The organism is Nocardiopsis sp. NPDC007018, from assembly GCF_040635075.1.
GTDB lineage: Bacteria > Actinomycetota > Actinomycetes > Streptosporangiales > Streptosporangiaceae > Nocardiopsis.
Genome location: NZ_JBEYHA010000004.1, coordinates 97,777 through 118,296 on the forward strand (window position 1 = coordinate 97,777; position 20,520 = coordinate 118,296).

General features: G+C 73.1%; 19 protein-coding genes. 10 read left to right on the top strand and 9 right to left on the bottom strand.

Annotation, left to right across the window (positions count from 1 at the left end):
- Window positions 1-31: 31 nt before the first annotated feature.
- Window positions 32-589, bottom strand: coding sequence for a peptide deformylase (gene def, locus ABZ635_RS03310; protein ID WP_357758139.1), 558 nt, complete (start codon window positions 587-589; stop codon window positions 32-34).
- Window positions 590-632: 43 nt separating this feature from the next.
- The gene (locus tag ABZ635_RS03315; protein WP_357758142.1) at window positions 633-1,445 is read right to left on the bottom strand and encodes an aminoglycoside adenylyltransferase domain-containing protein; all 813 of its coding nucleotides are present in this window, start codon (window positions 1,443-1,445) and stop codon (window positions 633-635) included.
- Window positions 1,446-2,220: 775 nt separating this feature from the next.
- Between ABZ635_RS03315 and ABZ635_RS03320 the strand changes: the two genes are divergently transcribed.
- Window positions 2,221-2,898, top strand: coding sequence for a cobalamin biosynthesis protein CbiX (locus tag ABZ635_RS03320; RefSeq protein WP_357758145.1), 678 nt, complete (start codon window positions 2,221-2,223; stop codon window positions 2,896-2,898).
- Between the two features lie 241 nt (window positions 2,899-3,139).
- On the top strand, window positions 3,140-4,063 hold the full coding sequence (locus tag ABZ635_RS03325) for an aminoglycoside phosphotransferase family protein (protein ID WP_357758148.1): 924 nt from the start codon (window positions 3,140-3,142) through the stop codon (window positions 4,061-4,063).
- A gap of 108 nt (window positions 4,064-4,171) precedes the next feature.
- Here the strand turns inward: ABZ635_RS03325 and ABZ635_RS03330 are convergent, their stop codons facing one another.
- Both ABZ635_RS03330 and ABZ635_RS03335 read right to left on the bottom strand, forming a co-directional pair.
- Entirely contained in the window at window positions 4,172-4,849 is a 678-nt protein-coding gene (locus ABZ635_RS03330; protein ID WP_357758151.1) for a response regulator, read from the bottom strand.
- A gap of 8 nt (window positions 4,850-4,857) precedes the next feature.
- The gene (locus ABZ635_RS03335; RefSeq protein WP_357758154.1) at window positions 4,858-7,365 is read right to left on the bottom strand and encodes an ATP-binding protein; all 2,508 of its coding nucleotides are present in this window, start codon (window positions 7,363-7,365) and stop codon (window positions 4,858-4,860) included.
- A 151-nt stretch (window positions 7,366-7,516) separates the two neighbouring features.
- On the opposite strand from ABZ635_RS03335, the gene ABZ635_RS03340 reads away from it, so the two are divergent.
- Complete coding sequence (locus tag ABZ635_RS03340; RefSeq protein WP_357758157.1) at window positions 7,517-8,452, top strand: hypothetical protein; 936 nt, start codon at window positions 7,517-7,519, stop codon at window positions 8,450-8,452.
- Between the two features lie 357 nt (window positions 8,453-8,809).
- On the top strand, window positions 8,810-9,415 hold the full coding sequence (locus tag ABZ635_RS03345; RefSeq protein WP_357758160.1) for a hypothetical protein: 606 nt from the start codon (window positions 8,810-8,812) through the stop codon (window positions 9,413-9,415).
- 45 nt (window positions 9,416-9,460) lie between these two features.
- On the opposite strand, the gene ABZ635_RS03350 is transcribed toward ABZ635_RS03345, so the two are convergent.
- A complete protein-coding gene (locus tag ABZ635_RS03350) occupies window positions 9,461-11,101 on the bottom strand; it encodes an FAD-binding oxidoreductase (protein ID WP_357758162.1) in 1,641 nt (546 codons plus the stop codon).
- A gap of 17 nt (window positions 11,102-11,118) precedes the next feature.
- Between ABZ635_RS03350 and ABZ635_RS03355 the strand changes: the two genes are divergently transcribed.
- The 4 genes from ABZ635_RS03355 (at window position 11,119) to ABZ635_RS03370 (ending at window position 15,131) form a co-directional block, all read left to right on the top strand.
- A complete protein-coding gene (locus tag ABZ635_RS03355; RefSeq protein WP_357758165.1) occupies window positions 11,119-11,724 on the top strand; it encodes a helix-turn-helix domain-containing protein in 606 nt (201 codons plus the stop codon).
- Between the two features lie 73 nt (window positions 11,725-11,797).
- The gene (locus tag ABZ635_RS03360; protein ID WP_357758168.1) at window positions 11,798-13,327 is read left to right on the top strand and encodes a glycerol-3-phosphate dehydrogenase/oxidase; all 1,530 of its coding nucleotides are present in this window, start codon (window positions 11,798-11,800) and stop codon (window positions 13,325-13,327) included.
- Between the two features lie 185 nt (window positions 13,328-13,512).
- Entirely contained in the window at window positions 13,513-14,064 is a 552-nt protein-coding gene (locus ABZ635_RS03365) for an ATP-binding protein (protein ID WP_357758171.1), read from the top strand.
- A 173-nt stretch (window positions 14,065-14,237) separates the two neighbouring features.
- Window positions 14,238-15,131, top strand: coding sequence for a bile acid:sodium symporter family protein (locus ABZ635_RS03370; protein ID WP_357758173.1), 894 nt, complete (start codon window positions 14,238-14,240; stop codon window positions 15,129-15,131).
- A 75-nt stretch (window positions 15,132-15,206) separates the two neighbouring features.
- On the opposite strand, the gene ABZ635_RS03375 is transcribed toward ABZ635_RS03370, so the two are convergent.
- The 4 genes from ABZ635_RS03375 to ABZ635_RS03390 all read right to left on the bottom strand — a co-directional run bounded on the left by ABZ635_RS03375 (window position 15,207) and on the right by ABZ635_RS03390 (window position 18,652).
- The gene (locus ABZ635_RS03375) at window positions 15,207-15,854 is read right to left on the bottom strand and encodes a response regulator transcription factor (protein WP_357758176.1); all 648 of its coding nucleotides are present in this window, start codon (window positions 15,852-15,854) and stop codon (window positions 15,207-15,209) included.
- A complete protein-coding gene (locus tag ABZ635_RS03380; protein ID WP_357758179.1) occupies window positions 15,842-17,059 on the bottom strand; it encodes a sensor histidine kinase in 1,218 nt (405 codons plus the stop codon). Before ABZ635_RS03380 ends, ABZ635_RS03375 begins: the two co-directional genes overlap by 13 nt.
- A 110-nt stretch (window positions 17,060-17,169) precedes the next feature.
- The gene (locus tag ABZ635_RS03385) at window positions 17,170-17,676 is read right to left on the bottom strand and encodes an LURP-one-related family protein (RefSeq protein ID WP_357758182.1); all 507 of its coding nucleotides are present in this window, start codon (window positions 17,674-17,676) and stop codon (window positions 17,170-17,172) included.
- A gap of 49 nt (window positions 17,677-17,725) precedes the next feature.
- A complete protein-coding gene (locus ABZ635_RS03390; RefSeq protein WP_357758184.1) occupies window positions 17,726-18,652 on the bottom strand; it encodes a DMT family transporter in 927 nt (308 codons plus the stop codon).
- Between the two features lie 114 nt (window positions 18,653-18,766).
- Here ABZ635_RS03390 and ABZ635_RS03395 point away from each other — a divergent pair, with 114 nt between their 5' ends.
- Together ABZ635_RS03395 and ABZ635_RS03400 are read left to right on the top strand one after the other, a co-directional pair.
- Window positions 18,767-19,720: a LysR family transcriptional regulator gene (locus ABZ635_RS03395; RefSeq protein ID WP_357758186.1), complete on the top strand. Its 954-nt coding sequence runs from the start codon at window positions 18,767-18,769 to the stop codon at window positions 19,718-19,720.
- A gap of 8 nt (window positions 19,721-19,728) precedes the next feature.
- Window positions 19,729-20,439, top strand: a complete 711-nt coding sequence (locus ABZ635_RS03400) for an exonuclease domain-containing protein (protein ID WP_357758188.1) — start codon at window positions 19,729-19,731, stop codon at window positions 20,437-20,439.
- The last annotated feature ends 81 nt before the right edge of the window (window positions 20,440-20,520 follow it).

A 20,520-nucleotide genomic window follows, 5' to 3' on the forward strand; every position in this document is an offset into this window, starting at 1 on the left:
ACCGTACCGAACGCCGGGTTCGGGGAGGGGGTCAGCCGTTGCCGCCGAAGGCACTGGGAAGGCGCACGGACGTCGAGGGCGCGGGCTGGTCCGCGGGCAGGAACCAGTCGGAGCGACGGATGTCACGCAGGGCCCGCTTACGGGTGTCGGCGTCCAGCCGGTCGATGTAGAGCATGCCGTCCAGGTGATCGGTCTCGTGCTGGAGGCACTGCGCCATCAGCCCGTTCCCCTCGACGGTGACGGGCTCGTTGCGCAGGTCCACGCCCCGGACCACGGCGCGCTGGGCGCGTCGGCTCCTGTACCAGAGCCGGGGGATGGACAGGCAGCCCTCGTCGCAGTCCTGGAGCTCCTCGGAGAGCTCCACGATCTCGGGGTTGATCACGTAGCCCGTGCGGCCCTCGACGTCGTAGCTGAACACGCGCGAGCCCACCCCGATCTGGGTGGCGGCCACACCGGCGCGGCCGGGGGCGTCGACGGTGTCGAGGAGGTCGCGGACCAACTTCTCCGTGCGCTGGTCGAAGGTGGTCACGGGGGAGGTCCGGGTCACGAGGACGGGGTCGCCGAAGCGGACGATGGGGCGCATGGTCATACCCCCAGATTAGTCGCCCGGCACGATGGGGCCGCCGGTGCGCTCAGGTGGCCAGGCCGGGGCGCAGGGACTCGTCGAGGACCATCTCGATGTAGTCGAGGGCGGCGCGGCGACGGGCCAGGGCGCTCTCGTACAGGGAGGGGGCCTGGGCGCCGCGCCTGACCCGGAGGCACTCGTTGACGATGCGCTGCCAGCGTTCGGGGAAGGCGTGCAGGGCGTAGGTCCCGGCGCCGGACTTGGAGGTGATCTCACCGGTGGCCAGGGTGAAGTGCAGGCGGCTGACGCTCAGCACGCTCCACGAGGGGGCGAGTGATCCGAGGACGGCCAGGCCGCGCGGGGTGACCAGGCGACCGGCCTTCTCTCGCCAGCGCCGCCAGTGCTCGTCGAGGGAGCCGAGCGACCAGGTGCGCAGGCTCTCCGGCTCGTCCCACACGTCGAGTTCGCAGGGGTGCGGGCCGCGCACGGTGACCCCTCGGTCGGCCAGGACGTGCCAGGTCACGGGATTGACGTCGACCGCGGCGCGGTCCCGGAACCGGCCGTTGGTGACGGAGGGCACGGGGCCGCAGGCGGCGGGGTCGCGGTTCAGCTCGTCCCAGGTGACGTGGATGCCGTTGAACTGGGGGCGGGGGACCTCGTTCCGGGTGCGGGCGTGCGCGCGCCGCAGGGCGTCCAGGTCCTCCCGCTCGGCGGGGCGGTCGGTGACGATGACGAAGTCGACGTCGCTGGTGTGCGGGCGGAAGTCGCCGAGGGCGACCGAACCGGTCAGGTAGAGGCCTTGGACCAGGCCGGGGGCCTCCCGGTCGGCGTTGGCGAGGAAAGCCTGGGTCAGCGTCTGCACCCGAGGGTGGACGGCCATGCTCAACTCCAGTCTGGGACGGCTCGGCGGGCGGTGGTGGTGGGTGGACGGTGGTCGGGCTGTGGGGAGGCCACCGGTTGATGGGCCGGGTGGGACAGCGGGACGCTGGTGGGACCGCGGGTCCCTACCGTCGCGTTCCAGTGTGCTGCCGGTTCTGGGGGATCGCAAGTGATCACGCCGGAATCGCACCCTGTCTCCCCACGTCAAGTGGTGTGTGGTTCTGCGGTGGAGGGGGAGTTCGCACCCTTGACAGGGGCCGCACTCGTGTGGCAGGAGGCGGTGGGCCGGGTGCCGATCGGTCGCTTCCGCCGTCCCAGGCGGCGTGCGCATTCCGTGGCACGTGCAAACGGCGCGTGCAGAAGGTCCGGATTCTGTGCGTGGCGGATTTCTCTGGAGAGGTCGGGGTGAATGCCGCGCGCCGGTGCCGGGTGGGGCGGTGGAAATCGGAACCCGGTTCCATGGGGTGCGCCGGTTGCCTCGGAGTCGCAGAGGAATTCCGTGTCCCAAGAGGTCAGTGGTGGTGTTGTGACAATCCTTGATCCCGTGGGGCATTCGCCCCGCAGGTGCGGGGAGACGCACGCCACCCTCCCGATGAGTGGACACTCTCCGGTCGGTGGTGGATTGTTATGATTTGCCAAGTCTTCCCCTGGTGATAACCAACTCAGCCATTGTCCGCTTTTTTCCTCCGCGTAACACCGGGGCGATTTCCCGAAATCCCGCACCCCTACGCTCGGTGGGCCGTGGCAGACGCCTCAGCGATCCCAAGGAGCCGATCATGGTCCCCACGATGATCCTCGTAGCCGACGACTCCCGAGACGCCCACCGACGCGACGCCCTGCACGGGTTGGCCGAGGCGGTGGCCCGGCGCGGTGAGGTGCCCGTCACGGCGGCCTTCGGCGGCCCCGACGAGGTCGGCGCCGCGATCCGCGCCGTCCGGGGGCCCAAGGTGGTGGTCCCCGCCTTCGTCGCGGGCGGCGACGTCGCCAGCGCCCACCTGCTCACCCGCCTCGACCTCGGGCGGGTGGAGGACGCGTGCCGGACGTCCCCGCTGGGAGCGGTCCCGTCCATCGTCGCCGACCTCGCCGCACGGCTCTCCGACTCGGGCCGCAGGCCCGACGACGGCGTGGTCCTGGCCGCAGACGGCACCACGGGAACCGAGGAGCGCCAGGTGGTGATGGACGTGGCACGGATGCTGAGCCGCCGTCTCTCCTCCCCCGTCCAGGTGGGGTACCTGCGCACCTGGGCGCCGACCGTCCTGGACGCCGTCGCCCGTCTGCGCCGCGACGGGCGCGAACGGGTCGCCGTGGCCGCCTGGAGACTGGTCGACGGGCCCGACTTCGACCTGCTCCGCCGACTGGACACCACCGCCATCACCGCTCCGCTGTGGCCCTCCGAACTGGTCGTGGACACGCTCCTGGCCCAGCACCGGGCGGCCCGGGGCCGCCTCACCTGACGTTCCGGGGTCGGGGCCCGGTGGCGGTGGCGTCGCGATCGGCGACGACGCCGTTACCGCCGGGGCGAGGATGGGTATGGGGCCCAGGGGCGGGAAATCCCGCACCCGCGACGCGGTGCCCGCCGCACCGGCCACCGGTCGGCGGCGGTGCGGCCACGGCTCCGACGCGGTACCCGTACGTCGCCCCGGTGAGCGAGCCCCTCCCGGCGGGCACGGACGTGAGCGAACCGAAGGTGGATGTATGAACGACGGCACAGCGCAGTTCGTCGAGGACCGGCAGCGCCGCCGCCTGGAACGGCGCTTCGGGCACCACGTCACCGAGTGGTTGGCGGAACTGCCCGGAACCGTCGAGAAGCTGGCCACCGAGTGGCGACTGACGGTCGAGGGGCCGGCCCCGCACGGCCGTACCTCCGTCGTCCTCTACGTCCGCCGCGCGGACGGGGCCGAGGGTGTCCTCAAGATCTCGCCCGACAGCGGCCTCTCCGTCTCCGAGGCCGAACTGTTGCGCATGTGGGCGCCGTCTCGGCGGGTGCCCGACGTGTGGGGGGTGGACCCCGATCGCGGGGCGTTCCTCATGGAGCGGGTCGAGGGCTCCACGGTCGCGGCCTCCGGCGTGGTCCCGGCCATGGAGACCATCGGCGGGCTCATCGCGGAACTGCACGCGGTCCAGGTGGACCCGGTCGAGCTTCGGGAGCTGCGCCCGCTCAGCGCCCGGGTGCAGTTCGTGTTCGAGATGTGGGGCCGCGAACGCGAGGCGGGCGCGGCCGCGGACATCGTCCCGGCGCCCGTCATGCACCGGGGTGCCGCCAAGGCCCGCGACCTCGCCCACGGCGACCAGGACGTCGTCCCGCTCCACGGCGACCTGCACCCCGGCAACGTCATCGACGGCGGGTCCCGCGGCCTGGTCGTCCTCGATCCGCGCGCCTGTCTGGGCGACGGCGCCGCCGACGCGGTCGACTGGGCGGTGTGGAAGGCGTCCGGCGTCGCCGAGGTGGAGGGCCGGGTGGAGACGCTCTCCCGTGTCATGAGCGTGGACCCCGGCCGCATGATGGAGTGGGTGCGGGCCTTCGCGCCCTGCTTCGCCGTGGCCAAGGCCAACCGCGGGCAGACCGACTCGGTCGAGTTCGACCTGATGATGGACCTGTGCGGAGCCACCACCTCGTGACGCTCGCCTCGGCGCACCACCTCCAGGTGCGGAGCGGCCGGTCAGCCGTCCCCGGTCCGCACCGCGGCCCGGCCCGCACCACCCGCGTACACGCCGTCCTCGGGCACGTCAGCCGTCCTTCTCGAACCGGTAGCCCCGGCCAGCCTCCGTGATGAGGTAGCGCGGTCGGGAGGGGTCGGGTTCCAGCTTGCGGCGCAGCTGTGCCAGGTAGACCCGCAGGTAGTTGGTCTCGTTCTGGTAGTTGGGACCCCACACGTCGTGCAGGAGCCGACGCTGGCTCACCAGCTGGCCGGCGTTGCGGGCCAGCAGCTCCAGGACATGCCACTCGGTGGGGGTGAGCCGCACCTCCCCGCCGTCCCGGGTCACCCGCTTGGCGCCCAGATCCACCTCGAAGGACGCGGTGCGCACCACGGGGGCCTCCTCCACCGGCGCCGACCGGCGTTCGGCGGCGCGCATCCGGGCCAGTAGCTCGTCCATCCCGAACGGCTTCGTGACGTAGTCGTCCGCGCCCAGGTCCAGGCAGCGCACCTTCTCACCGGCGGAGTGCCGGGCGGAGAGCACGATGATGGGCACCTGCGACCAACCGCGCAGCCGCTGGATGACCTCGACCCCCTCCATGTCCGGGAGCCCGAGATCCAGGAGCACCACGTGGGGGAGGCGCTCCGAGGCCAGGCGCAGCGCGCTCTCGCCGTCCGGTGCGGTGTCCACGTCGTAGCCACGGGCCCTCAGGTTGATCCGCATCGCCCGGATGATCTGCACGTCGTCGTCGACGACCAGCACCCGCATGCCGCTCCTCATATGTCGCCCTTGTCCACCGCGCGCAGGGTGAACACCATGGTCAGTCCGCCGCCCGGGGTGTCCTCCGGGGCCAGGGTGCCGTGCATCGCCTCAACGAAACCACGCGCCACCGCCAGCCCGAGACCCACCCCGGTGCCCTGCGGGGTGTCGCCCAGGCGCTGGAACGCCTCGAACATCCTCTGCTTGGCCTCGTCGGAGACCCCGGGCCCCCGGTCCGCCACGCGCAGCTGCACGCTGTCTCCGTGCGCGCTGGCGGACACCAGCACCGGGGTGCGGGGGTCGGGGTTGTAGCGCACCGCGTTGGTGACCACGTTGGCCACGGCCCGGTCCAGCAGGCCCGCGTCCGCCCGCACCGGGGGCAGGCCCTCGGGGACGTCCACCACCACCGCGTCCCCCGGCACTCCCAGCAGGGTCGCCGGGAGGACCTCCTCCAACGCCACCGGCCGCAGCTGCGGCCGCACGCTGTCGGTCTGCACCCGGCTCATGTCCAGGAGGTTGCCGATGAGCCGGTCGAGCCGGTCGGCCGACTCCTCGACGGTCTCCAGCAGCTCCGCGCGGTCGTCCTCCGAGAGGAGGATGTCCGTGGCCCGCAGACTGGACACGCTCGCCTTGATGGAGGTCAGCGGCGTGCGCAGGTCGTGCGAGACCGCCGCCAGCAGAGCCGTTCGTATGCGGTTTCCGGCCACCTGGCCGCGCGCCTCGGCCGCGTCCCAGGCCAGCCTCTGGTGCTCCAGCGCGATCCCCACCTGCGTGGCGAAGGCCTCCAGCACACCGCGGTCGGCGGCGGGCAGCACCCTGCCGCGCAGCCCGAGCGCCACCGTGTCGGAGACCGACACCAGCGCGTCCGCCTCCTCCGGGGCCTCGCACGCCGGCGCGCCGACACTGTGCACCGGGTACCAGCGGTCGTCGTCCAACCGCTCCAACAGCGTCGCCGACCGCTGCCCGAAGGTCTCCCTGATGCGCCGCAACAACGCCTGGAGGGGTTCGTTCCCGGACAGCACGCTGGCCGCCAGCAGGGCGACGGCGTCCGCCTCGGCCCGGGCGCGCAGGGCCTGGGCCGAGCGCCGGGCGGCCATCTCCACCATCGCCGCCACCAACCCTCCCACCAGGACGAACGCCGTCATGGACAGGACGTTGTCCAGGGACACCGACGGCCGCCCGTGCAGCGGCGAGAGCAGCACGGTGAGCAGGACCGCGCTCCACAGGGCGGAGGCCAGGGCGGGGCGCAGGCCGCCCACGGCCGCCGTGGCCACGGTGATCAGCAACAGCAGCAGCGGGTCGGCGGCCGGGCCCACCTCGGAGAAGACCGGCAGGGCCAGGACCAGGGTGACGAAGGGCGGGGCCAGGAGTGCCAGCGTCCACCCCCACAGCCGCCGGTGCTCGTTCAGCCCCCGCCCCGGGGCGGGCAGCGGCCAGCGGCCCCGGCCCACCTCCTCGTGCGTGACGATGTGCACGTCGATGTCGCCGGACTCGCGGGCCACGATCGTTCCCACACCGGGGCCGAACACGTACTGCCAGGGTCGTCTGCGCGACGAGCCCAGGACGATCTGGGTGGCGTGGGCGCCGCGCGCGAACTCCAGCAGCGCGGAGGGCACGTCCGCGCCGACCACCTGGTGGTAGGTGCCGCCCAGCTCCGCCAGCAGGTGCCGCTGCCGCAGCAGTTCCCCGTTGGGGCGTTCCCCGATCCCGCTCGGCGGTACCACGTGCACCGCCAGCAGGTGGCTGGGCTGGGGGCGCCCGCCGCGCGAGCGGGCCGCGACACGGGCGGCGCGGCGGATCAGGGTCTCGCCCTCGGGCCCCCCGGTCAGCGCCACGACCACCCGTTCCCGTACCTCCCAGGTGTCGCGGATCTCGTGTTCGCCGAGATAGTGGCTGAGCCCCTCCTCGACCCGGTCGGCGGTCCAGAGCAGGGCGAGTTCGCGCAGCGCCGCCAGGTTGCCCTCGCGGTAGTAGTCGGCCAGCGCGGCGTCGACCCGCTCGGCGGGGTGCAGATCGCCGTGGGCCATCCGGCGCCGCAGCTCCTGGGGGGTGGCGTCGACCAGCTCGATCTCGGCGGCGGCGCGCACCACCCGGTCCGGAACGGTGTACTCGGGCCGGACCCCGGTGATCTGGTGGACGACGTCGTACAGGGAGTCCAGGTGGTGGACGCCCACCGTGGACAGGACGTCGATCCCGGCCGCCAGGAGCTCCTCCACGTCCTGCCAGCGTGTCGCGTTGGGGGAGCCGGGCTCGTTGGGCCGGGCGAGGTCGTCCACCAGGACGAGTCGGGGCGCCCGGGTGATCACGGCGGCGGTGTCCACCGCCCCCGTCGCCAGGGGCGGGACGGTCTCCAGGCCCTCCAGCAGCGCGGAGGTCTGGGCCCGGCGGTGGGTGTGGACCGCGCCGACCACCACGTCGGTCCCGCGTTCGGCGCGGCGCCGCGCCTCGGCCAGCGCGTGGTGCGTGCTCCCGACCCCGGGGGCCGAACCCAGGTGGATACGGAGTGTTCCTCTCACGTCTCCCATTGTGGGTGCGCGACGCCGCGCACGCCGACGTTCGGGTGGGAAACCGGAGACGGAAGGTGACCGGAAGAGGACGACGGGAGATTCTTCACGTCTGGTGTCCGGTAGAACTTGAAGGGTCCTTTACGACAGATCAGACCACGAGGTAACCCCCATGGGACAGCCCCCGCCCCCGAACGGCCCGCAGGGCCCCTACCCCGGTCAGCCGCCCCAGGGTCCGCCGCCCGGGTACGGTCAGCAGCCGCCGCAGGGTCCGCCTGGCCAGTTCCCGCCCCAGGGGCCGCCTCCGCAGGGTCCGCCGCCCGGGTTCGGTCAGCCTCCGGGTTTCGGTCAGCAGCCACCGCAGGGACCCCCCGGCCAGTTCCCGCCGGGCCAGTTCCCTCCCGGTCAGTTTCCGCCCGGACCGGGCCCGCAGGGCGCTCCCAAGAAGAAGACCGGGCTGATCGTCGGCGCGGCGGCCGGGGCCGTGGTACTCGTCGCGGCCCTCGGCGGGGTCCTGATCGCGGTCAACTCCAGCGCGGTGTACACCTCGCTGCCCGACAACTGCGAGGACGCCTTCCACGCCGAGACCCTGAGCCCCCTCTTCTCGGGGTCCCTCCCCACGATGTCCGGTGAGTTCGACCGGGACGAGTACAGCGTCGCGGAGTCGTCGTTCGGCATCCTGGTGTGCTCGGGTGAGGTCGACGACGTGAACGTCGCGGTCACCGCCGAGCTGTTCGACCCCGAGGACATCCAGGCCGTGCGGGAGATGGCGGACACCTTCCGGGAGGACGAGGTCGCCGACAGGTTCATGAGCGAGGCCGCCGAGCCCGGCGTGGTCGAGGAGTACGACTCCGGCTACGGCGCCACGGGGGAGATCCTGTGGGACTTCACCTCGTTCGGGGACGACAGCGTCGTGGTGGCCGTCACCACGGAGGCCGGTCCCCTGACGCACGGGACCTCCACGAGCCTGTTCGTCACGGACAACATCGCGGGCCTCGTGGTCGTCAGCGACGGCGCGAACGAATACCCTGTCGAGGAGCTGTTCAGCGTCACGGAGTCCGTCTCCAAGGATTTGGCGCGCCAGCTCAGGCGGTCGGCCGAGAAGTAGATCCCCGGTCCGCTCCGCGGCCCTGAGGGTGCGGGGCGAACCGGCACCGGTTCGTCCCCGCCGCCCCCTCGGCGGTGGGTGTTCGGCCCCCGTCGCCCTCCACGTCGCCAGCCCTGGCGACACCGACCACGAGGCACCGTCATGGGACAGCCCCCATCCCCGCCCCCGCACGGAACACCCCACCCGTTTCCCGGTCCGCCGGGCCAGGGGGCGCCCCCCGGACCTCCTGGCGCGCCGCCGCCGGGGCCGGGTGGAATCGGTCCGCCCCCGCCTCCCGGGCCCCACCGACGGCGCCGGGGGCTGTTCCTGGGCGGGATCGGCGTCGGGCTCCTGACCCTCGTCTCCACCGTCGTGGTCGTGGTGTCCCTCAGCGGGAACAACGGCCCCTACGCGTCCCTGCCGGACTGCGACACCCTGCTGCCCCGCGAGGTCCTCGACGCGATCCCCGGGACCGACGGGGAGAGGGCCGAGGGCGAGTACCGGGGGCCGGACGACCTGGACGACGCGTCCCGTCCGTTGGAGAACGGCCCCCTGGGGCGTCTCTCCTGCGGTGCCGATATCCGCGACGGTGCCGACGCTCTTCTGGTCACGGTCTCGATCTTCGAGCCCCATGCCGACGACCCCGAGGCGGCCGATGAGCTCACCGGGTTCCTGGCCGATCGGTCGCGAGAGCGTACCGAGATCTGGGAGGAGGAGGCGTTCGACCGGTTGCTGGACCGGCCGGTCGGCGGTTGGCGCGAGATCGGGGTCGGGGAGTTCGGGTTCGTCGGCTTGCTCGACGACACCGACCGCGGCTCGTCCTCCCAGGTGGTGGTCGTGGAGTACGTCACCGACAACCTCTGGGTGCGGACCCTTTACCGCACCGAGGACCCTCAGGACGAGGCCGAGTCCTACCGGTACGCCGAGCGCTTCGCCCAGCGGTTGGACCGGCGGATCGCCCGTGAGGCCGAACCGGCCGGCTGACCCTTCCGGCCGGGCACGGACCTCGGGCCCGCGCCCAGCGCGGGCTCACTCCCCGGGGATGAGCTTGCCCGGGTTGAGCACGCCCTCCGGGTCCAGCGCCGACTTGACCGCGCGCAGCACGTCGGCGCCGAGTGGACCGAGCTCGGCGGCCATCCAGGGACGGTGGTCGGTACCCACGGCGTGGTGGTGCGTGATGGTGCCGCGGTGGGCCACGATCGCGTCCGAGGCGGCCCGCTTGGCGCGGTCCCAGCGCGCGGCCGGGTCCTCGCCCGCCCCGGTGGCCACGGTGAAGTACAGCGAGGCGCCGGTGGCGTAGGTGTGCGAGACGTGGCACTGCACCACGGCGCCGCTCTCGTCGTCCTCCAGGGCGCCGGTCAGGGCGCTCACCACGGCCCTGTAGAGCGGCAGCAGGTCGCTCCAGGACGCGGCGGTCTCCAGGGTCTCGGCGAGCACGCCCGCCGACAGCAGGGTGTCCCGCAGGTAGGGGGCGTGGAACCGGGTCTCACGCCAGTGCGCCACCGGGTCCGGGCCGAGCGGCGTTCCGCCCGCCGCCTCCATGGCCTCCCGAACCACGGCCGCCCGCGCCCCGACCTCCGCGTCAGTGCCCTCGAACCCCAGCACGGCCTGGCAGCCGGGGACGGCCTCGCGGCCGCCGAGGGCGGCGTTCACGAAGGTCTCGGTCTCGTCGGACAGGCGCGCCATGGTGGGCCGGGTGTCCGACTGGGCCAGGGCGCGCAGCGCGGCCACCCCGGTGGCGTAGTCGGGGAAGGACCAGGCCTCGTCCAGGACCCGCTCCGGCCTGGGCCTCACCCGCACGGCCACCTCGGTGATCACCCCGAGCGTGCCCTCCGAGCCCACGAGCAGGCGGCGCAGGTCGGGTCCGGCGGCGGAGGCGGGCGGGCCGCCCGCGTCCAGGGTGCCGCGCGGGGTGGCGACCCTCAGGCCCACCACCATGTCCTCGAACCGCCCGTACCCGGCGGAGGCCTGGCCGCTGGAACGGGTGGCGGCGTACCCGCCGATGGTCGCGTACTCGTAGCTCTGCGGCGTGTGCCCGAGGGTGAGCCCGTGCTCGGCCAGCAGGGCCTCGGCGTGAGGGGTGCGCACACCCGCGCCGAGGACGGCGGTCAGGGACGTGGCGTCCAGGGTGAGCAGCCGGTTCAGGCGGCGCAGGTCGAGGGTGACGACCGCGCGGAAGCCGCCGTCGAGGGGGGAGACGCCACCCACCACGCTCGTGCCCCCGCCGAAGGGGACCACGGCCACGCGTTCGGACGAGCACAGCGCCAGGACCCGCTCCACCTCGTCGTGGTCGGCGGGGTACAACACGGCGTCGGGGGCCGGGGCCCGCCCGGCCCGGCGGGCGAGGAGGTCGGGTGTGCTCTTGCCGCCCGCGTGGAGGAGCCGGGTGGCGTCGTCCACGCGCACGTTGTCGGACCCCAGTGCCTCGGTGAAGGCGTCTCGCAGCCGTTCGTCCAGGCGGGAGGCGGACAGCTCCACGTCCGACTCGGGCACCGGGGGCATGTCCGTGGTTCGGGTGCGCAGCACCTGGGAGACGAGTTCACGCAGTCCGGGGTCGAGTTCCTTGGCCCTGGCGGGGTCGCCCCAGGCGTACCAGCTCATGTCCGGGGCGGTCGCGGCGGTGTCGGCCGGACTGACGGAGTCGGGCGCAGTGCGAGCATCGTGGGTCATGCTCTACAGTTTTACACATGGCGTCAAAACGTAACGTAGAGGACGAGATCCTCGACGCGGCCCGCGCCTGCGTCGAGGCCTTCGGCGTCCGCCGCACCACGCTGACCGACGTGGCCCGGCGCGCCGGTGTCAGCCGCCCCACCGTGTACCGGCGCTGGCCCGACGTGACCGCGCTGGTCGCCGACCTGCTCACCCGCGAGCTCCGCCACATCCTCCTCGCGGCAGGGGCGGTCCCGACCATCGCGGGAGGGGGGTCCTCCGCCCAGGGCGCCGGGAGCATCCGAGCGCAGCTGGTCCGGCACGCCGCCGGGGTCGCCCGCGCGATGCTCGCCCACCCGCTGGTCACCCGCATCGTCGACACCGAGCCCGAACTCCTGGCCACCTACACCTTCCACCGTCTCGGCAGCAGCCACCGCGCCGCGCTCGACCTCCTCGAACCGGCCGTCGCCGAGGGGCAGGCGGACGGCTCGGTGCGCGCCGGGGACCCCGCCGTCCTGGCCCACCTGCTCATGGTCACCGTGCAGAACACGGTGACCTCCCACCACCTGTTCGCCGACGTCCTCGACCACGACGGCCTCGTCGACGAACTGACCGCACTGCTGGACGGTTACCTGAGGCCCTGACCGCCGACCGCCCGTCACGGCACCGCGACCCGCGCCCCCGCCCCGGCCCACCTTCCACGGAAAGGACGCCCCGATGCGTCAGCACACCCGGTCCGCCTCCCTGAACGCCGCCCGGCGCGCCGTCGACCTCGCCGACCTGGAGGCCCGTCCCTCCGTGGACGTCCTGGTGGTCGGCGGGGGCGTCACCGGGGCGGGGGTGGCCCTGGACGCCGCCTCACGCGGCCTGTCCACGGTGCTGGTCGAACGGGAGGACCTGGCGTTCGGCACCAGCCGCTGGAGCTCCAAGCTGGTCCACGGCGGGCTGCGCTACCTCGCCAAGGCGCAGTTCGGCATCGCCTACGAGAGCGCCCGCGAGCGCGACGTCCTCATGCGGGTCACCGCCCCCCACCTGGTCCGGCCGCTGCCCATGGTCGTGCCCGTCTTCAGGGGTTCGGGGTGGGCGAGGTCGCTGTTCGTCCGCACCGGCATGGGGCTGGGGGACCTCCTGCGCGTGCTCTCCGGGACCCCCTCTTCGGTGCTGCCCGCCCCCCGCCTGCTCAACGCCCGCCAGACCGTCCGCCTCCTGCCGGGTGTGCGGACCGAGGGGCTGATCGGCGGCATCCTGTCCTTCGACGGCCAACTGGTCGACGACGCCCGCCTGGTGGTGGGGATCGCCCGGACCGCCGCCCGCGAGGGTGCTCGCATCCTCACCCGGTGCTCGGCCGAGAGCGTCGGTGCGGACGGAGTGGTCCTGCGTGACGGGACCACCGGCCGGACGTTCCCGGTCCGGGCCCGCGCGGTGGTCAACGCCACCGGCGTGCACGCGGACGCGCTGGACCCGAGCATCCGGTTGAACCCCAGTCGGGGCACCCACCTGGTCCTGGACGGCGCCGCCCTCGGGAGTCCCTCGGCCGCGCTCACCGTTCCGCTGGAGGGGAGCGTGAGCCGGTTCGTGTTCGCGCTGCCCCAGCCCGACGGCCGGGTCTACGCCGGGCTCACGGACGAACCGGTGGACGGCCCCGCCGAGCGGGTTCCGCGGGTGCCGGAGGAGGACGTGGACTTCCTGCTCGCCCAGTTCAACCGGGCGCTGAGCACCGGTCTCACCCGGGACGACGTCATCGGCTCCTTCGCCGGCCTGCGGCCGCTGCTCCAGGGGGACGGCTCCAGCGCCGACCTCTCGCGCGAACACTCGGTGTCGGTGGCGCCGAACGGGACGACGACCGTGGTCGGCGGCAAGCTCACCACCTACCGGGCGATGGCGGAGGAGACCGTCGACGCGCTCGTGGCCGCGCACGGCCTGCCCGCGGGGCCGTGCCGCACCCGCACGCTCCCGCTCGTGGGCGCGGCCTCCCACGAGGAGCTCGACTCCCTCGACGTCCCGCGCCACCTGGTGGCCAGGTACGGGACCGAGGCCCTCGACGTCGTCGCCGAGGCCGGGGACGACCCCGCCGCCCTGACACCCGTCTCCCGGGGCGTCACCCCCGCCGAACTCCGTTTCGGTGTGCGGCACGAGGGGGCCATGAACGTTGCCGACCTGCTGGAACGCCGGACCAGGCTGGCGCTGGTCGACACGGAGCGGGAGCTCGCCGAGGACGCCGCGAGGGAGGCCCTGACCCGGATGTAGTACGGCAAGGAGGTCGTATGCGGTGAATTCGGGAACTCGCCACACCAGGAGCCCCTGTTCCGCCACGATGTGATCGCGTAAGGTCATACCGGTTCGAGCCCTCACCTCCCCCCTCGGACACTCCCGCAGCCGCCCCCGTTCCGGCGCGCCCGTCCTACTGAGCCGCCTCGCCGAAGGAGTCAACCATGCCCACGCTCGTTGCCGTGCCCTCCCTCTCCAAGAACGAGGACGGGGTCCTCGGGAGGGTTCCGGACGAGTACCGGCACTACTTCAACGGCAGGGCCCCGGTCCCGTTCACCAAGCGCCGCTGGGAGTTCGCGGGCGAGCCGGTCAGCGTGCCGATGGTCCGCGCGTTCCTCGACACCTGCGCGGCCGGGCGCGACGCGGAGTACCGCTACCTGTTGACCCTGCTCGGTGCCGAGCTGGCCACCAACGCGATCCGGCACAGCAGGTCGGGGGAGCCCGGGCAGAGCTTCGTGGTGCGGGTGGACCGGGGGCCGAACGGTCTGACGGTCACCTGCAGGGACAACGGGACCCCCGTCAACGCGCTGAGAGACGAGGGGGGACAACTGTTCGCCTCCCTGCCGGAGGAGCGCCTGACCGCCGAGGACGGGCGGGGGCTGGCGCTGATCGACAGCTTCGCCACCACGTGGGGGGACAACGGGCACCCCAGCATCCGCAAGGTGTGGTTCCACCTGGCCTACGACATGACCGGGAGCTCCTGGCCCGCCGCCTGACCGGGGCGGGGGCGGCCCCTTGCCAGTGCGCGTGACGCGTGCCACGATCTCCTACCTGAAGGCAGTTGTGACGCGGGTCACGTGAGGGGGTCGGTCCGGCACCCTCGGTCACGTGGCCGCCCCGACCATCCCCCGCCCGCCGCCCCCGCGGCGCTTCCCCCAAGGTGCCCCCCATGGACTCCGCCCTCACGACGATCGGCCTCCCGGTCGCGCTCGGCATCATCATGCTCGGCCTGGGACTCTCCCTGACCGTCAGGGACTTCACCCGCCTGCTCTCCATGCCCTGGACCATCGTCCTCGTCCTGGGGTGCCAGATCGTCCTGCTGCCCCTGTTCTGCTTCGGTCTGGTCCTGGTGTTCGTCACCCGCTTCGACCTCTCACCCCTGCTGGCGGTGGGCATGATGATGGTGGCCGCGTCCCCGGGCGGCACCACCGCGAGCCTGTACAGCTACCTGTTCAAGGGCAACGTCGCGCTCAACATCTCGCTGACCGCCGTCAACTCCCTCACGGCGATGGTGACGCTGCCGCTGGTCACCGGGTTCTCGCTCGGCTACTTCACCGAGGGCGGTTCCATCGGGCTCCAGACGGACAAGATGATCCAGGTCTTCGCGGTCATCCTCGTCCCCGTCGTCATCGGCATGGTCGTCCGCGCGAGGCTGACCTCCTTCGCCGGGCGCATGGAACGGCCGGTCAAGCTCGGCTCGATCCTGGTGCTGGTCGCCGTCATCGTGGGCGCGATCGCCGCCGAGTGGGCCCACCTGCCGGAGTACATCGTCTCCGTGGGCCTGATGGTGCTGGTCTTCAACGTGGTCAGCCTCGTGATCGGCTACTGGGCGCCACGCCTGGTCGGCACCGAGCGGCCCGAGGCCGTCGCCTCGTGCATGGAGATCGGCCTGCACAACACCACGTTGTCGCTGACCATCGCCGTGACCGTCCTCAACAGCACCGAGATCGCCATCCCCTCGGCGGTGTACGGCGTGCTGATGTTCTTCACGGCCGCGGCGGCGGGCGCCCTGCTCAACCGGCGCGGGGTCCGGGAGGACCGGGCCGCCGCCGGGGCCGTGTGACGGGCGGACCGCCCCCACCCCCCGCCCCGACCCCCGCCCGGAACGCGGTCCCGGACCCCGGGCGGGCGCGGACGCTCAGGCCCGGTGGCTCAGGTAGGCCAGGACCGCCCGTACCCGCCGGTGGCCGCTGTCGGTGGGTGCCAGGTCGAGCTTGTGGAAGATGTTGCCGATGTGCTTGTGCACGGCGTTGGTCGTGACCACGAGCCGTGCCGCGATCTCCGCGTTGTCGTGTCCCTCGGCCATGAGGGCGAGGACCTCCCGCTCCCGCCCGGTCAGGGTCTCCAGGGGGTCCCGCCGCCGCGACGTGAGCAGCTGCTGCACGACCGCCGGGTCCATCACCGTGCCGCCCCCGGCCACCCGGTCCAGCGCCTCGGTGAACTCGCTCACCCGGCCCACGCGGTCCTTGAGCAGGTACCCCACCCCGCCCTGGCCGTCGGAGAGCAGTTCACCCGCGTAGTCGCGCTCGACGTACTGCGAGAGCACGAGGACGGGCAGGCCCGGGTGGGCCCGGCGGGCGGCGATCGCCGCGTGGATGCCCTCGTCGCGAAAGTCCGGCGGCAGGCGTACGTCCACCAGGGCGAGGTCGGGTCGATGCTCGTCCACGGCGGCCGCGAAGGAGGGCACGTCCGGGGCGACGGCGGCCACCTCGTGTCCGCGGGTGGACAACAGGAGTTTGAGGCCCTCGGACAACAGGACGTTGTCCTCGGCGATCACGATCCGCACGGCAGTTCCACTCTGATCGTCGTCGGTCCCCCCGCGGGGCTGCGCACGGTCACGTGGCCGTCCAGCGCCGACGCCCTGCGGCGCAGCCCCTGGACGCCGCTTCCGGCGGCCTCGTCCACACCTCCGTGCCCGTCGTCGGACACCTCCACCCACAGCAGGTCGGCCTCGCGGGCCAGGCGGACGCTGATCGTCTCCGCGCCGCTGTGGCGGACCGCGTTGGTGACGGACTCGGTGACGGCGTAGTAGGCGGCGGTCTCCACCGCCACCGGGAGGGCGCCCGGGTCGGTGACGTCCAGTCGTACCGGCAGGGTGGTCCTCCCGGCGAGCGCGGTGAGCGCGCCGGGCAGGCCCCGGTCGGCGAGGATGGGCGGGTAGATGCCCCTGATAACGTCGCGCAGCTCGGTCATCGCCTCCTCCGTGCCGGTGTGCGCCCGTTCGAGGAGGGCGGCCACGGCCGGGTCGGACGCGGCCTCCTTGGCCACCCCCAACTGCATGGCGATCGCCACCAGCCGCGCCTGGGTTCCGTCGTGCAGGTCGCGTTCGATCCTCCGCAGCTCCGCGCCGTGCGCGTCGACCACACCGGCCCGTGTGCGTTGGAGCTCGTCCACGCGCCGTGCGAGGATCTCCTGTTCGGAGGGGGCCAGCGCACGGACGCACATCCGTGCGTGGACGTCGGCCAGGGGGACCGTCGCCCACCGGAGGAACGCGAGCCCCACGGCGAGTTGGAGCGCGGCGGCCACCAGGGCGACCCCCCAACCGTCGACGGTGACCCCCAGCTGGGCCGGGCGGGCGTCGACGGGGAAGGTCCACCACAGGAGCGACGACACGGCGTTGACCACCATGCCGGGGCCGATCACGGCCAGACACCCCAGGACGACGCTCACCACGGAGAACAGCGGCAGCCACGCGAGCACCCGCCAGGTGGCGGGGGACCGCACCAGCGTGCGGAACCGCCCGTCAGGGGGCCGGGGCAGGTCCGGTACGTCGATCCCCAGCCAGCGCGCGGAGCCGCGCCGGTGCCAGTCGGCCCAGGCGGTCAGCGACCGGACCCACCGTGACATCAGGAACGGGCCGATCCCGCTGAGGGGCAGGGCCAGCGCCACCACCGCGGTGAGCGGCATCGCCACGAGCGCGGCCATCCCGAGGCCCAGTGCCGCCACCAGGCGGCCGCACGCCCTGACCGGGCGACCCCACACCTTCCACATCCCGCGCTCCTCAGCCGAGTGTCCACGACGGCGGCCTCCGCCGTCCCGCACCAGTCTGGGGCACCGGAAGGAGGGCGACACTACAGCTGGCTACCGGAAGCGGGGCCCGGTCAGTCGTCGTCACCGTCGTCGGACGTGAGGGCGTCCACGGCGACGGCGACCGCGATGACCAGGGCGGGATTGCCAGCGAGGTCGTGGCGGTGCGTGTTGACGTCCACCGCGTAGGTGTCGCGTACCCGGAACCACTTGCGGGAGACGACCGCCACGGTGCCCTCCCGGTCGCTGATCGAGTACTCCTTGTCGAAGAAGCTTCCGACGACCTCCCAGTCGGGGGCTCCGGAGACCTCGACGGCGAGCTTGTCCCGCACCGGGTTGAAGAGCCTCTTGCGGACGGTGGCGACGGTCGAGCCGTCGTGCTCGACGGTCATCTGGTCGCGGACCTTGAAGAGCTTCTTGCGGATCACCATGAGGACCTCGCCGCCGGGGTCCTTCAGCTCGAAGGTGGTGCGCAGCCGCAGGGCCTTGCCGTCGACCCAGAACGCCTTGGCGCCCTTCTCGTCGGTCACCCAGAAGTCGTCGCCGATGTCGAACACGCGTTCACGTACCAGAAACCTCATGCCCCGACGCTAACGGAACCGGGGGACGCCCACCAGCGCCGTCCGCCCGCTACGCGGACCTTCCGCGCTGCGACAGCCAGATCGCCAGGACCACCAGAACGCACCCGCCCAGCTGGAGGGGGGTCACCCGCTCGCCCAGGAACACCGCGCCCATCGCCACCGCGAGCACCGGCGGGAGCACGAGGATCGCCGCCCCGGTGCTCGCGGACAGCCGGGGCAGCGCCGAACCCACCAGCAGCCAGGTCAGCACCTGCCCGGTCAGCGCCAGCAGGGCCAGCCACACCCAGGCCCTCGCGTCCAGCGAGACCAGGTCGATCCCGCTCCACAGCGCGCCCAGCACCCCGGCGGCCAGCGCCGCGGAGGCCGTGGACACGCACACCGGCGTCACCGTGTGCCCCTGCCCGCCACCGAGCCGGGACAGGAAGAGGTAGCCCGCGTAGGTCACCCCGGCGGCGCACCCGTAGAGCAGGCCCAGCCACGGGCTCCCCTCGGACGCGGCGCCCGGGCCGGGGCCGACCACCCCGGCCGTGAGGGCCACCCCCGCCAGCATCACCGGGACCGCCAGCAGAAACCGCAGCGGGGCCCGGTCGCCCAGGAACACCCACGCCAGCAGGGGGAAGACCACCACCTGGATGTTCAGCAGCACGGTGGCCATACCCGCGCCCACGTGCTGGATGCTCGCCACCCAGAACACGTAGTCCACGCCCAGCAGGAGTCCGGCCGCCAGGTCGGTCCCCACCAGCCGCAGCGCCCTCGGGCCCACCCGGCGCAGCTCCAGCAGGGCCATCGGGACCAGGACGAACAGGGCGAGGGCGCACCGGAGGAAGGCCGCCGTGCCGGTGTTGGCCCCGGACAGCTTCACGAACACCCCCGTGGCGGAGGTGGTGCCCGACCCCACGACCGCCAGGAGCACGGGGTCGACCCGGTCCAGCAACGACCCGTGCCCCGGCCTGCGCCTCGTGTCCGTACCCGTCACCGGCTCCGCTCCCCTTCCCGTCCGCTGCCCGCGCGGGCAGCAGATCCAGGGTGACGCCTCCAACCCAGAAACAAAAGCGCTGTTTTGTCGCAGGTAGTCAGTAGTGTTGCTTACGTGTTCGGCTTGGAACGACTCAGGGCGCTGGCCGCCGTACGGACCCACGGTTCGATCGCGCGCGCCGCTAGGGTCCTGCACGTGACCCCTTCGGGCCTGTCCCAGCAGCTCGCCAAACTGGAGCGGGAGGCCGGTCAGCGCCTCCTCGAACCCGACGGTCGGACGGTCCGGCTCACGCACGCGGGCCGGGTACTGGCCGGGCACACGGACCGGGTGCTCTCCCAGGTCAGTGAGGCGCAGGCCGAACTCGCGGCGCTCGACCGGCAGATCCTCGGACCCCTGCGCCTGGGCGGGGTGGGCAGTGCCGTGCGCAACCTGCTCCCCGACGCCCTGTCCGCCCTGCTCCGCGAACACCCCCGGCTGGTCCCCACCGTCCGTGACGGCGAGGTCGTGTCGCTGGTCCCCCCGCTCCTGCGCGGCGAGCTCGACCTCGTCCTCGCCGAGAGCTGGTCCAGTCGTCCGGTGGCGCTGCCCGCCGGGGTCCGGTCGGTGGAACTCCTGGAGGAGCGTGTCCGCCTCGCCCTCCCCGAGGGCCACCCCCTGGTCGGACCCGCCCCCGTCGCCCTCGCCGCGCTGGACACACCCGGTGGCCTGCCCTGGGCCAGCTGCCCGGCGGGGACCGAGCCCTACGAGGCGATCCTCCAGGCCCTGCGCGCACAGGGCGTCGAACCGGACCTGCGGTACACGCTCGCGGAGATCCCCTCCCAACTGGAACTGGTGGCCGCCGGACTAGCGATGGCGCTCGTCCCCGACCTCGGAAGACGCACCGCGCCCGAGGGGGTCCGGTTCCTGCCCACCGACCCGCCCCTGCACCGGTCCATCAGGGCGGTGTGGAGGGCCGACGCCGAGACACCCGCGATCCGCGCCTGCGTCACCGCCCTGACCCGACACTCGGCCGCCCACGCGGCCGGGCACTCCGACACCCCCGACACCGCCACCGAACCGAGCACGTGAGGAACCCCGTGAACACTGCCTGGCACACCCGACCCATGGCCGCCTTCGACGTCGAGACCACCGGACTCGACGTGGAGGGCGACCGGATCGTCACCGCGGCCCTGTGGCGCATCGACCCCGCGCACCGGTCCAAGGAGGTCACCACCTGGTTCGCCGACCCCGGCATCGAGATCCCGGCGGAGGCCACCGAGATCCACGGCGTCACCACCGAACAGGCGCGCGCCGAGGGCCGCCCGGCCGCCGACGTGGTCCCCGAGATCGCCGCGGCCCTGGAGGCGGTCGTCTCCGAGGGGCTGCCCGTGGTGGTCTACAACGCCCCCTACGACCTCACCCTGCTCGACCGCGAACTCGCGCTCCACCGCCCCGGCCGTCCGCTGAAGGTCCAACCCCTGGTGGTGGACCCGCTGGTCCTCGACAAGCGGGTGGACACCTTCCGGCGCGGCTCGCGCAAACTGGTCGACGTCTGCGCCCACTACCGTGTGCCGCTCGCCCAGGAGGAGGCGCACGGCGCGGCCGCCGACGCCCTGGCCGCCGCACGCCTCGCCTGGCGGATCGCCACGGCTCACCCGGAGATCGCGGAGATGACCGCCGAGGAGCTGCACGCCGCCCAGGTCGCCTGGAAGGCCGAGCAGTCCGCCAGCTTCCAGGAGTACCTGCGCCGCCGCGACCCCGACGCCGTGGTCGACGGCTCCTGGCCGATGATCGCGGCGCCCGCCTGAGCGCGGGGGCCGGTCTGCGGGCCGTGGGTGATCTCCCCGAGGTCCTGGGGGTGCGGGGAGTCCTCCAGGCCCCTGGTCGCA

Coding starts and splice junctions, on each gene's coding strand:
- def (WP_357758139.1), bottom strand. CDS start 589: ATGACCATGCGCCCCATCGTCCGCTTCGGCGACCCCGTCCTCGTGACC.
- ABZ635_RS03315 (WP_357758142.1), bottom strand. CDS start 1,445: ATGGCCGTCCACCCTCGGGTGCAGACGCTGACCCAGGCTTTCCTCGCC.
- ABZ635_RS03320 (WP_357758145.1), top strand. CDS start 2,221: ATGGTCCCCACGATGATCCTCGTAGCCGACGACTCCCGAGACGCCCAC.
- ABZ635_RS03325 (WP_357758148.1), top strand. CDS start 3,140: ATGAACGACGGCACAGCGCAGTTCGTCGAGGACCGGCAGCGCCGCCGC.
- ABZ635_RS03330 (WP_357758151.1), bottom strand. CDS start 4,849: ATGCGGGTGCTGGTCGTCGACGACGACGTGCAGATCATCCGGGCGATG.
- ABZ635_RS03335 (WP_357758154.1), bottom strand. CDS start 7,365: ATGGGAGACGTGAGAGGAACACTCCGTATCCACCTGGGTTCGGCCCCC.
- ABZ635_RS03340 (WP_357758157.1), top strand. CDS start 7,517: ATGGGACAGCCCCCGCCCCCGAACGGCCCGCAGGGCCCCTACCCCGGT.
- ABZ635_RS03350 (WP_357758162.1), bottom strand. CDS start 11,101: ATGACCCACGATGCTCGCACTGCGCCCGACTCCGTCAGTCCGGCCGAC.
- ABZ635_RS03355 (WP_357758165.1), top strand. CDS start 11,119: ATGGCGTCAAAACGTAACGTAGAGGACGAGATCCTCGACGCGGCCCGC.
- ABZ635_RS03360 (WP_357758168.1), top strand. CDS start 11,798: ATGCGTCAGCACACCCGGTCCGCCTCCCTGAACGCCGCCCGGCGCGCC.
- ABZ635_RS03365 (WP_357758171.1), top strand. CDS start 13,513: ATGCCCACGCTCGTTGCCGTGCCCTCCCTCTCCAAGAACGAGGACGGG.
- ABZ635_RS03370 (WP_357758173.1), top strand. CDS start 14,238: ATGGACTCCGCCCTCACGACGATCGGCCTCCCGGTCGCGCTCGGCATC.
- ABZ635_RS03380 (WP_357758179.1), bottom strand. CDS start 17,059: ATGTGGAAGGTGTGGGGTCGCCCGGTCAGGGCGTGCGGCCGCCTGGTG.
- ABZ635_RS03385 (WP_357758182.1), bottom strand. CDS start 17,676: ATGAGGTTTCTGGTACGTGAACGCGTGTTCGACATCGGCGACGACTTC.